11 protein-coding genes and 1 pseudogene are annotated in these 11571 nt (G+C 67.8%); 6 read left to right on the top strand and 6 right to left on the bottom strand.

Annotation, left to right across the window (positions count from 1 at the left end):
• Positions 1 to 64: 64 nt before the first annotated feature.
• Together ACWEMY_RS24135 and ACWEMY_RS24130 are read right to left on the bottom strand one after the other, a co-directional pair.
• Positions 65 to 952 carry a hypothetical protein gene (locus tag ACWEMY_RS24135; protein WP_452391845.1) on the bottom strand — a complete coding sequence of 296 codons (888 nt, stop codon included), beginning with the start codon at positions 950 to 952 and terminating at the stop codon, positions 65 to 67.
• A gap of 1 nt (position 953) precedes the next feature.
• On the bottom strand, positions 954 to 1829 hold the full coding sequence (locus tag ACWEMY_RS24130) for a 3-hydroxyacyl-CoA dehydrogenase family protein (RefSeq protein ID WP_452391844.1): 876 nt from the start codon (positions 1827 to 1829) through the stop codon (positions 954 to 956).
• Positions 1830 to 1974: 145 nt separating this feature from the next.
• Between ACWEMY_RS24130 and ACWEMY_RS24125 the strand changes: the two genes are divergently transcribed.
• The 6 genes from ACWEMY_RS24125 (at position 1975) to ACWEMY_RS24100 (ending at position 7580) form a co-directional block, all read left to right on the top strand.
• A complete protein-coding gene (locus ACWEMY_RS24125) occupies positions 1975 to 3330 on the top strand; it encodes a hypothetical protein (RefSeq protein WP_375931903.1) in 1356 nt (451 codons plus the stop codon).
• Between the two features lie 108 nt (positions 3331 to 3438).
• Positions 3439 to 4230 carry a TIGR03084 family metal-binding protein gene (locus tag ACWEMY_RS24120; RefSeq protein WP_375931906.1) on the top strand — a complete coding sequence of 264 codons (792 nt, stop codon included), beginning with the start codon at positions 3439 to 3441 and terminating at the stop codon, positions 4228 to 4230.
• A gap of 435 nt (positions 4231 to 4665) precedes the next feature.
• Positions 4666 to 5316 carry a hypothetical protein gene (locus ACWEMY_RS24115; RefSeq protein ID WP_375931909.1) on the top strand — a complete coding sequence of 217 codons (651 nt, stop codon included), beginning with the start codon at positions 4666 to 4668 and terminating at the stop codon, positions 5314 to 5316.
• Complete coding sequence (gene lhgO / locus ACWEMY_RS24110) at positions 5313 to 6503, top strand: L-2-hydroxyglutarate oxidase (protein WP_452391843.1); 1191 nt, start codon at positions 5313 to 5315, stop codon at positions 6501 to 6503. The genes ACWEMY_RS24115 and lhgO overlap by 4 nt, the downstream gene beginning before the upstream one ends.
• A 59-nt stretch (positions 6504 to 6562) precedes the next feature.
• Positions 6563 to 7036, top strand: coding sequence for an SRPBCC family protein (locus ACWEMY_RS24105; RefSeq protein ID WP_452391842.1), 474 nt, complete (start codon positions 6563 to 6565; stop codon positions 7034 to 7036).
• Positions 7037 to 7046: 10 nt separating this feature from the next.
• Complete coding sequence (locus tag ACWEMY_RS24100) at positions 7047 to 7580, top strand: ribonuclease H family protein (protein ID WP_375931918.1); 534 nt, start codon at positions 7047 to 7049, stop codon at positions 7578 to 7580.
• A gap of 84 nt (positions 7581 to 7664) precedes the next feature.
• On the opposite strand, the gene ACWEMY_RS24095 is transcribed toward ACWEMY_RS24100, so the two are convergent.
• The 4 genes and pseudogenes from ACWEMY_RS24095 to ACWEMY_RS24080 all read right to left on the bottom strand — a co-directional run.
• On the bottom strand, positions 7665 to 8447 hold the full coding sequence (locus ACWEMY_RS24095; protein WP_375931921.1) for a hypothetical protein: 783 nt from the start codon (positions 8445 to 8447) through the stop codon (positions 7665 to 7667).
• Between the two features lie 132 nt (positions 8448 to 8579).
• The gene (locus ACWEMY_RS24090; protein ID WP_452391841.1) at positions 8580 to 9758 is read right to left on the bottom strand and encodes an MlaD family protein; all 1179 of its coding nucleotides are present in this window, start codon (positions 9756 to 9758) and stop codon (positions 8580 to 8582) included.
• Positions 9755 to 10843, bottom strand: a complete 1089-nt coding sequence (locus ACWEMY_RS24085; RefSeq protein ID WP_452391840.1) for an MCE family protein — start codon at positions 10841 to 10843, stop codon at positions 9755 to 9757. Before ACWEMY_RS24085 ends, ACWEMY_RS24090 begins: the two co-directional genes overlap by 4 nt.
• A gap of 8 nt (positions 10844 to 10851) precedes the next feature.
• Positions 10852 to 11571, bottom strand: a pseudogene (locus ACWEMY_RS24080) (mammalian cell entry protein); the annotation flags it as partial.

The raw sequence follows: 11571 nt of genomic DNA, 5'->3' as shown, positions 1-11571 counted from the left end.
TCGCAGGGCGGAATTCGCCCACATCGGCACCCCGCGGCAGTGGTGACACTGCCCAGGGCAGCGGCTACGGCAGATCGGCCAGGGCGAGGCCGGTGAGGGGACTGCCGAGTCGGGCGAGGGTGATGTCGGTGCCCGCCGCGGTGTCGACGGCGCGGATCGAGCCGCCGAGGTCGCTCACGTAGCAGTGGGAACCGAAGCCCGCCAGGCCGATCGCCTCGCGATAGCCGCGCGAGACGATCGACGGAGTGCCGTGCTCGGGACGGACCTCGGCGCGGTAGAGCGCGTTGCCCTCGGGTTCGGCGCCGCGGTCGGTCCACAGCAGGGTGCTGCCGTGCAGTTCCAGGTCGATGGGTTCGGGCAGGTCGCTCCAGAGCAGTTCGATATCGGTGCGGGCGGCGGGGTCGACGCCCGGCGGCAGGTCCAGCGGAGCGCGGAAGATGCGCCCGTCGCCTGCCTTGGCCGCGCCCTTCTGCGTCCAATAGATCTGGCGCCGATCGGTATCCACGCAGACGCCCACGCACCAGTTGCGCGTGATCCGCGCGTCGCTGCCGGTGACGACCAGCGGGCGCAGATCGGCGCCGGACAGATCGCAGGTGAGCACCGCCATCCCCTCCCGGTCACACCAATACAGTCTGCCCGCTTCGAAATCGGCGGTGAGCTGCTTGCCGGTGGTGAAGGCGCCGGGCGGCACCAGCACCGTGCGATTGCCGCCGTCGAGATCGACGCGTTCGAGAGAACCGTTGCGGGTGAAGAACTCCGGCTCGGTGCCCGGTGCGGCGCCGGGGTCGGGTCTGCCCATGTTCGTCCAATAGATATGGCCGCGCAGCTGATCGACGACGATGCCGTCGGGCACCTGGTCCAGGCCGTCGACCACGGTGCGCACGCGACGTCCGTCCAGCGAGACCGCGTGGATGACACCGGCTTTCAGGTCGAGCGCCAGCAGCTCGGTCATCTCAGGACTGCTTCGGCCGCGGGTAGTCGTCGTAGAAGCCGGCCCCGGTCTTCGCCCCGAGCTTGCCCGCGTCGACGTACTGGTGCAGCAGTTTCACCGGGCCCTCGGGCAGATTCGGGTTCTCCTTGCGGTAGTGCTCCTCGATATCGAGCACCACGTCCAGGCCGACCTGATCCATCATCCGGAACGGGCCCGCCTTGGTACCGAAGTTCAGTGCGAACATCGCGTCGACATCAGCCGGGACCGAGACGCCCTCGTACACGACCTCGAGCGCCTCGCGCTTGATGGCGGCCCAGATGCGGTTGAAGATGAAGCCGGTGCTCTCCTGACGGCACAGGAACGGGTGCAGTCCGTATTCGCCGAAGGTGTTCAGGACGAAATCGAGGATGTCCTGGGAGGTCTGCCCATTGGACATCACGTCGAGCACGGTCGACTGCGGCGGCATATAGAAATGGGTGTTGAGCATGCGGTCGGCGCTGGGCAGGCCCTCGGTGAACAGGCGGCTGGCGTAGGAGGAGGAATTCGAGGCCAGGATCGCGTCGGCGTCGGCCTGGGTGTCGAGCTGGGCGAAGACCTTCTTCTTCAGGTCCAGGATCTCGGGGACGGCCTCCACCACCAGCCAGGCGCCGGAGACCGCGTCCTGCTGGTCACCGACGTATTCGGCTTTCCCCGGGGAGCCGTCGGCGACCTGCGCGGCGACGGCGGGCAGCTGCGCGGTGACGAAGTCGACCGCGGCCGCACCCTGCTCGGCATTCGGGTCGGTGATCCGGACGGTGCCACCCCTGGTGGCGAACATCAGCGCGATGCGTCTGCCGAGAGTGCCGGCGCCGATCACGGCGACCGGGCGGGTGCGATGGTGCTGCGGAACTGTGCTCACGACGACTCCCAACTACCGAGGACGGGGGAAGGTGACGCTTCGTTCGACCAGTAGGCAGTCTATCGGCCCACAATGTGATTGGCTTATCCTCACGTTCTTGTAGATTCTTCGCGTTTTGCGCACGTCAGCACTAGGGGGCTCCTCGATGACCACACTCGCCTCCGGCCTCTTCATCAACTGGGAGGAGCTGACGGGGCAGTCGAAATTCGTGGTCGATCTGGTGAGTTTCCCGATCTTCAGCGCGCTGGCGGGCTGGCTCACCAACTGGACCGGCGTGCTCATGCTGTTCTGGCCGGTGCAGTTCAAGGGCTTCCGGGTGCCGCTGCTGCACGTGCTCTACCCGTATCTGCCCCGGCGCGTGCAGGTGCTGCCGACCTTCTCCGGTGACGGGCGCAGGCTCGGTTTCCAGGGCTTCATCCCGGCGCGTGCGGAGAAGATGGCCAGCATCTGCGTGGACAAGGCGCTGATGCGCATCGGCAGCCCGCGCGATTTCATCCACGAGCTCGACCTCGACGGTATCGGCGACTATCTGGCCGAACGGGCGCGCCCGCAGGTGCAGCCGATCGTCGACGAGATCATGTACCGGGAGAACCCGGACCTGTGGCGGTCGCTGCCACGGCAGGTCAAGCAGGCCGTCTACCAGCGCGTCGACCGGCAGCTGCCCGCGCTGAGCCGGCGCGCGTTCGCGAACCTGGGCGACAATATCGACCAGCTGCTGGATGTGAAGAACTTCGTCATCCGGTACCTGGAGAAGAACCCGTACATCCTCAAGGACCTCACCACGACCATCGCGGCGCCGGAACTGAAGTTCATGGCGCGCATCGGTCTGCTGGGCGCGCCGTTCGGCCTGATCCTGGCGCTGTATCTGCACGTGCATCCGCAGATCCCGTACGTCTCGGCGATTCCGGCGTGGGTGATCGTGCTGTTCGCCTCGGCCATGATCGGCGTGACGGTGAACGTGATCGCGATCAAGATGGTCTTCGAGCCGGGCGATCCGCAGCCGCGCTACAAGTACCTGTGGCGCCAGGCGCTGCTGGCCAAGCGCCAGCCGCAGGCGGCCACCGATCTCGCGCACATCCTGGCCTACCAGGTGCTGACCGTGGAGAACCTGTCCAACGAGCTGCTCGAAGGGCCCAACGGCGACAAGACCCGGCAGCTGATCGAGCGGGTGGTGGCCGAGGAGATCCACCAGCAGCTGGGCCCGACCGCGTTCATGGTGCGCGCGGCGATGGGCCGCAAGGGCTACGAGAATCTGGCGACCGCGGGCGCGGGGGCGGGGTTGAGCCTGGCGCCGAGCATGGTCGAGGACGAGAAGTTCGTGCGCGAGCAGGCCAAGAAGATCGACGCCTTCGCCGACCGCAAGCTGCAGAAACTCACGCCCGGCGAGTTCATGGAGATGTTCTACGCGGCCGTGGAACAGGACGCGTGGCTGCTGTATCTGCACGGTGGTGTGCTCGGCATCGCCGTCGGCGCGATCCACCTGCTGACCTTCGGCTGGTAGCACCCCCGCAATAACAAGCACGCGTGCTTGCATTTTTTCTGGCCCGCTGCGATTCTTGGGTGGACGGCGCACCGGTCCCGGTCGCGCCATGATCCGGCAAGGGAACAGATGGCTGATCTCGCAGCGCTCCTCGACGACTTCGCCGCCGAATGCGCCGACCTGGAGAACCTGGTCGCACCGCTGACCGCCGAGCAGTGGAAGACCCCCACCCCCGCACCGCGCTGGGACATCGCCACCCAGATCGCCCACCTGGCCTGGACCGACGAGGTCTCGATCATCGCCGCCACCGACAGCGAACGCTTCGCCGCGCTGCTCACCGAGGCCGCGCCCAAGATGTTCACCTTCGTCGACGAGGCCGCCGAGGAACTCGCCCAGCTCCCGCCCGCCGAGCTGCTGCCCCGCTGGCAGACCGGCCGCGTCCAGCTCGCCGCCGCCCTCGCCGCCGTGCCCGCGGGCACCAAGCTGCCGTGGTTCGGCCCGCCGATGAGCCCCGCCTCGATGATCTCCGCGCGCATCATGGAGACCTGGGCGCACGGCCAGGACGTCGCCGACGCCCTCGGCGTGACCCGCACCCCCACCGCCCGCCTGCGCACCGTGGCCCACATCAGCGTCCGCACCAGGAATTTCGCCTACACCGTCCACGGCGAATCCGGCCCGGCCGAGGAATTCCGGGTGGAACTGACCGCCCCCGACGGCTCCCTGTGGACCTGGGGCCCCGACGACGCCACCCAGCGCGTCACCGGCCCCGCGATCGACTTCTGCCTGGTCACCACCCAACGCCGCCACCGCGCCGACACCACCCTGATCACCGAGGGCCCCGACGCGGAACACTGGCTCACCATCGCCCAGGCTTTCGCAGGCCCACCCGGCGAAGGCCGCACAGAGGGCCAGTTCGCCTGACCACATTCCCGGCCCCGCACCCGCGACCCCGAGGAGCGGCGGCGCGCAGCGCCGGTCGCGGCCGGGTCGCCCCCAGGGGCCGCGACTCGAGCGCGCCAGCGCTCCGATAAACACAGGCGAGCGTCAGTCTTGGAGCGCCATTCGTGTCGACTGCCCCGGACATCGTTGGCCGGGGGTTAGACCTCCGTGGCAGTCGCGAATGACGCTCGCCTGCTTGGGGGGAGTACCCGGGGTCGGGGTGTGAGAAACCCGGCAGGGGGTCGAAATGCGGGATGACCTGTATTGATACGACACTGTTTCAGATGTGGCTCTGATCTCATGACACGGAACGGGTAGCCGGGGTAGTTACCCCGTACCGTGGGTATCAGCGCGTGGCTTTCAACGATGCGGGCCCGTCACCTCGGGACACCCCACAGGTACAGGAAGGAACGCATCGTGGCCGCACATCGCCCTGCTCAGCTCGTCCGTCTGGGCGCCATCGTCGCAGCGGGAACGGCCAGCCTCTGCCTCACCGTCGCCGCGGGCGCCTACATCGTCAATCACATGCCCGAGCTGACGCCACCCACCACCGAGCAGGCCGACCCGGGTACCAGCCGCAATCCCGGCCATCCGCGCCCGATCCTCGCCGAGGACGCCACACCGCGCCGCTCCAGCGAACCCGTCGAGCTGGCCTTCAGCACCGGGCGCGTGGAGCAGACGGCGACGCGGGCGGCCGTGCATCAGTCCGAACTCGCGGCCAAGCCCGACCAGTCGCTGGCCGGACGGGTGCGCGTGGGCACCACCTACCTCGGCGCGCAGGTCGCGCCCGCGCAGCCGAACACCGTCGCGTTCACCGTCGACACCAATCTCGGCGCGACGGCCTCGAAATACCTGGGCATCGCGACCGATCCGACCGGCACCACCGCCCTGCGCACCGAACTCGACACCCGCCGTGGCGAAGTGGTGTTCGTGCTGACCGACCCCACGCTGGGCACCCACACGCTGCGCGTGCAGCGCGTCCAGCAGCCCGCCACCGATCCGGCCGTGCCGCAGTCCGATCCGGCACCGGCCGAGGCGGCAGCGGACCCGGCTACCGTCGGCGTGTGACCTACGACTTCTGTGTGCTCGGCGGCGGCATCGTCGGCGTGGCCACCGCGCACCGCCTGCTGCGAACCCGCCCCGGCGCGAGCCTGGTGCTGGTGGACAAGCAATCGCGCCTCGGCACGCACCAGACCGGCCACAACAGCGGCGTCATCCACTCCGGGATCTACTATCCGCCGGACAGTTTGAAGGCGCGACTGTGCCGGGCGGGCGCGCGCTGGACCAAGGAGTTCGCCGCCGCCAACGACATTCCCTTCCGCGAGTGCGGAAAACTGCTGGTGGCCACCGATTCCGTCGAGGACGAACGGCTGCGCGCGCTGTATCGGCGCTCCATCGACAACGACGTGCGGGTGAACGCGGTCGACGCGGCCGAGCTGAAACGCCGGGAACCGCACGTGCGCGGGGTGAGCGCGCTGTTCGTGCCCGACACCGGGATCATCGACTACACCCGCGTCACCGCGGTGCTGGCCGCGCAGGTGCGGGAGATGGGCGGCGAGATCCTGCTCGAGACGCCGGTCGAGGCGATCAGCGAATCCGATTCGGCGGTCACCGTTTCCGGACCGACCCGTTCGATCACCGCGCGCACGCTGGTGGTCTGCGCGGGCCTACAGGCCGATCGGCTGGCGCGAGCGGCGGGCATCCGCACCGACTTCCGGATCGTGCCGTTCCGCGGCGAGTACTACCGGCTGCCCGCCGACCGCGCCGGGCTGGTCTCCACACTGATCTATCCGGTGCCCGACCCCGCCCTGCCGTTCCTGGGCGTGCACCTGAGCCCGACCATCGACGGCGAACTCACCGTCGGCCCGAACGCGGTGCTCGGCCTGTCCAGGGAGGGCTACCGCAAGGGCAGCGTGAATCCCCGCGACGCGCGCGAGGCGCTCGGTTTCCCCGGCCTGCACCGGGTGGCCCGCGCACATCTGCGGACCGGGGCCAGGGAGCTGCGCAATTCGCTGTTCAAGCGCGGCTATCTGGCCGAATGCCGCAAGTACTGCCCGGAACTCACCGTCGCCGATCTGCTGCCGCACCGCGCGGGCATCCGGGCGCAGGCGGTGCTGCGCGACGGCACCCTGGTGCACGACTTCCTCATCGAGCGCACCCCGCGCTCGATCCATGTGCTCAACGCGCCCTCACCGGCCGCGACCTCGGCGATGCCGATCGCGGAATACCTGGTCGACCAGCTGTTCGCGGCATAACGGCAAATAAAGAGGAGATTTGTAGTACTTTTGGCGCCATCCGTCATCAGGGAGGGCCGATGGGCCACATCAGGTATGCGAGCGACGTCGGCGCACCCGTCGACGCGGCGTTCGCCTACGCCGAGGATTTCCAGCACGTCCCGCAGTGGATGTACGGCGTGCGGGCCATCGACACCCCCGGTACCCCCGGCAGCGGTCTCGGCGCCGTGCGCACCATGAAAGTCCGCCTGCTCGGCGTGATCCCGGTGCGCACGACCTGCGAGATCACCGAATACCGGCGCAACGCGGTGATCGGGTATACCCTGCGTGGGCGGGTATACGGAACCGTGACACTGCGGTTCGACCCACTCGGCTACGAACGGTCGGTGCTGACCTGCGAAGCCGACTATCCACCACCACGCGGTGTGTTCGGCCGCCTGTGCCACGGCCTGATCGACGCGGCCGCGAAATCGGCACTGCGCCGCACGGAGTCGCGGTTGCGAAGGGAGATAGAGGCATTCCACGGTACCGATCTTGTCGGCCGGATCGCCTAGGGTGGCGGTCATGATCATCGTGAGCACCGACGGGTCCTGCCTGCGTAATCCCGGCGGGGCGATCGGCTGGGCCTGGGTGAATCATCAGGGGCCATCGGCCAGCGGGGGCGCGATCACCGGTACCAACCAGATCGCCGAGCTACGCGCGGTACTCGAAGCCATCCTCGCCCATCCCGGCGGCGAGCCGATGCTCATCGAAAGCGACTCGCTCTACGCCATCAAATGCGCCTCGGAGTGGATCACCAGCTGGCGGCGCAACGGCTGGCGCACCTCCACCGGCGGCGCGGTGAAGAACGTCGAGATCATCAAGCAGATCGACCGGGCCATCACCACCCGCGAAGGACCGGTGCGTTTCCGCTGGGTCCGCGGGCACGTGGGCAACTACTTCAACGAGCAGGCCGACACCCTGGCGGGCCTCGCCGCGCGCGAGGCGTCGGCGACCGGGCGCGAACACCCGGCCCCTGCCACCAAGACCACCGAACCGCGGGCCACCACAGGGAAGCCGGTCGCACCGGCGGCGCCAGGGGCACTGACCCTGTTCTGACGAGTGCGACCGGAGTGAACCCGCACGAAAAAGCCGCCGGCGGCAGACGATCGCAGTCTGCCGCCGGCGGCGTTTCGCGTGGGATCAGTTCCCCGGCGCGGGCGCCGGAGCCGGAGCGGGCGTCGTGGGCGCCTGCGAACCCGAGGCACCCGGGGCGGTGGCACCGCCGCCGGGCACGCTGCTGTTCTTCAGCAGCGGCGAATCCAGCTTGCTGACCAGCCACTTGCCGTCACCGGAACGCTCGAGGGTCATCTCGATGGCGAACATCATCCGGTCGGCTTCGGGCTGGGTGAAGTTGGTGCGGTACTGGGTCATGGTGACCATGGCCTTGACGTCGTCGGTGCTGCCCGAGATGTAGGCGCACTGCACGTCCTCACCGCGCGACTTCACCTGGGCCTGCACCATCGCGCCCTTGAGCGCCTCGCTGGCGTCGCTGAATTCCTTCAGGTAGTCGCCGGTGGCGCCCGCCTTCATCGACTCGATGTAGGCGTCGAGGTTCTGCGAGTAGTCGTAATTGGCCAGGATGTTGCCGTAGTCGCAGGCCGCCTTCGTCGAGTCGGCGATGGCGTCGAGCTTGTCGGCCTTGTTGCTGTTCTGCAGGAAGAACACCACACCGGCGGTGATCGCTCCGACAGCGACCACGCCGGCGATGCCCGCCGCGATCCAGCCGGTCGAGCTCGATGGCCCGGTCTTCGGGGCGGGCGCCGCGGGGGCGGCCTTCGCCTCGGTCACGGTTTCTGCCTTGACAGTGGCCTGGTCGACCTCGGGAGTGGCCGCCGCACCCTTGACGGTGGGGGCGTCCTTCGCCAGATCGGGCTTGTCCGCCGCGGCAGCGTCCTTCTTGCTCTCGGCGTCGTCGCTGGTCATCGAATCAATCCTGCTCTTTCCCGGCACATAGATCGCACCGATTTCCTCCGTGGGGCCCGTGAGCCGGGCCACACGCTCTCCCGCGAGTATGCCCGGTCCGGTCGCGAGGCGTCCGAACCGGGCAGCAACTCATCAGTTGACCGGGCGTGGCGTCCGCTCGTTCGGGTCGACACCCGGCGGCATCTGCGCGCCGTTGTTGGGCACGTTCGGGCGCGGCGCGTTGGCCGAACCACGGATCTGCTGGTCGGCGGGCGGGTTGGTGCAGTAGTTCCACCTGGGGATGGACCCGTCCTGAACCTCTTCGTTGCGACGGTACTCGGTGTCGTAGTTGCACACCGGCCGCGGCCAGATGTCGATGATGGTGTGGAACTCACCGTCGTGAGCGGGCACCGAGATCGACTCCAGACCCAGCGCCAGCGAGGGGAACAGCAACCGCAGAGCGGGCTGACGCAGCTGCGCCGCCTTGGTGATGGCGACGAAGTTGGCCGCCAGCGCGCTGATCGGATCGGCGGTCTGGTCCAGCACCGCGCCCAGCGCCTCGAACTGCCCCGGCGCGTTGTCCAGGATGCCCTGCAGCTCGGCGTTGGCGTTGTTGAACTGGGTCAGCAGCGCGCCCGAGTTCTGCGTCAGCGTCTGCAGATCCGGCTGGGCGTGCGAGGTGGTCTCGGCGATGACCCGCAGGTTCTTGATCAGGTTCACCGTCTGCGGCAGCAGGTTGTCCAGGCCGGCCACGGCCAGGCTGACACCGTTGATCAGACCGCGCAGCTGATCCGGACCGGCCCCGAGCGCGATGTCGAGCTCGTTGAGGATGGTCTTGAACTGCTCCGGGTCGACCTGCCCGATCAGCGCGCTGGTGTCGTCGAGCACCGCCCACACCGGCACCGGGGTCTTGATCTGGTCCGGGTTGAACTGGATCACCGCGCCGTCGGCCAGGAACGGGCCGACATCGCTCTTGGGCCGGAAGTCGATGTACTGCTCACCGGCCGCCGAGAGGGCCGCCACCTGGATGGTGGTGTCGACCGGGATCTTGTAGCTCTTGTCGATCTGCGCCTTGGCCGCGATCGACTGTCCCTCGTTGATCAGCTCGATCGAGGTGACCTTGCCGATGCGGTGCCCGCGCAGGGTCACGTCGTTGCCCGGCTGCAGACCGCCGGAGCGATCCAGGTTGACCGTCACGTCGTATTCCGAGCGCAACGGGTTCACCCGCATCACATTGACCAGCAGGTAGGTCGCGCCGACCAGCAGCACGAGCACGAGTGCGCCGTTGGCCAGCAGGACCTTGCTGAACTTGAGACTCTTCAGCCGGCTCAATTGTGGCCTCCCACTCGGCCCTGGACGATCTGCAGCACCTGGATGAAGCTGCCGACGAAATCGTTCACGTCTTTCAGATCAGGGAACTTGCTGTTGGCCGGATCGGTGAGCAACCCGATGTCGAGGTTGGTCAGCGTCGCGTACGGCGCCAGCGACTTGCCCTGGAAGGTGGCGTTCGCGCCGGGGCGGATCGCGTGCAACTGGTCGAGGACGTAGCCGAAGCTGTCGCCCGAGGCGGCCAGTGCGTTCATCAGGTTGTCGAGATTGGTGAGCAGATCGGCGAGCTGGTCACCGGTGGTGTTGGAGTAGTCGCCCAGCGCGGCGCTGGCGGTGGACAGCTTGGTGAGCAGGTCACCGATCGCCCGGTTGTTCTCGGCGATGGCGCCGATCGCCTGCGGCAGGGTGTCGGCCACCTGACCGAGCTGGCCCTTGTTCACCTCGATGGTGTTGGCCAGGGTGTTGAACTCGGTGAGCACCGTGTCGACCCGCGCGCTGTTGGCGTTGAGTTCGCCGACCACGCCGGTCATCTCGGTGATCAGGTGCGCGAGCTCGCCGCCGTGACCGTTGAGGATCGAGCCCAGTTCGGTGCCGAGCCTGCTCAGGCTGGCGACGCCGCCACCGTTGAACAGCATCGACACCGAGATCAGCAGCTCCTCCACGGTGGCGCCCGCGGAGGTGAATTCCTGGGTCAGGGTGTCGCCGTCGGCCAGCGATCCGCCCTGGGTCGGGGTCTTCGGTTCGCTCAGCGCGATGAAGACGTCACCGAGCGGAGTGGCCTGGCGCAGTTCGGCGGTACTGCCCTTGGGCAGGGTGATGTCCTTGCTGATCTCCATGTCGATCAGGGCCGTGAAGTTCTTGGTCGTGATCGCGGAGACCACGCCGACATCGGAGCCGCCGATCTTCACCTTGGCCTGGTCGGGCAGATTCAGCGCGTTGTCGAACTCCGCGTGCAGGGTGTAGGTGTCACCCTCGGCGCCCGGGGTGGGCAGCGGCAGGTCTTCCACGGTGAAACTGCAACCGGTGGTGATGACCACCGTGGCCAGCGCGGCCGCCGACAGCATCGCGCGGCGGGCTTTCGTCGTCATACGTAGGGTCATTTCGTGAGTCCAAGCAGTGCGGCGGTGAGCCCGTAGTCGGGGCCGAAGTCCTGCACGTTCCCGGTGCGGCAGCCGTCGGACTTCAGCTGGATCCGCTCACAGAACAAGCTGACGATCTCGCCGGACAGGGCGGTACCGATCAGGCCGTGCAGCCGGACGAAGCCCTTCTCCTTGTTCATCGCGCCGTCGATGTTCTGCATCAGCAGCGGGACCAGGTCGACGATCTCGACCATCGCGCCGGAGTTGGCGCGCAACTGGTTGCTGACATTGGTCAGCCCGGTCAGCGAGGCCGACAACTCGTCGGCGTGATCGGAGAAGGTGACCGAGGTGTTGGCCAGGAACGCGTTGAGCTGATCCAGGGTCGCCTGCAGGCCCGGTGCCTGCTCGGCCAGCAGCCCCGACATCGCGGTCATCCGGTCGCTGAAATCACGCACGGACTGATCGTTGTCGGCCAGCATCGTCGTGAGCTCGTTGAGCTTGATGATGATGTTGGAGATGGCGTCCTTGTTGTCGATACCCACCTTCAGCGCGCCCGAGAGCGCGTCGAGGGTCTCGCGGATCTTCTGGCCGTTGCCGTTGAGCACCGGGTAGAGCACCCGACCCGAGAGCGGGCCCAGTCCCTCCTGGCCCTCTTCGGGCTTGAGGGCCGCGGAGAACTGGTCGATGGTCTTGATCATCGTGTCCAGCTCGACCGGGGTCCTGGTGCGTGCCTTGGG

The sequence above is a fragment of the Nocardia sp. NPDC004415 genome (genome assembly GCF_053602435.1).
This window is presented reverse-complemented; position numbering and strand designations above follow the sequence as displayed.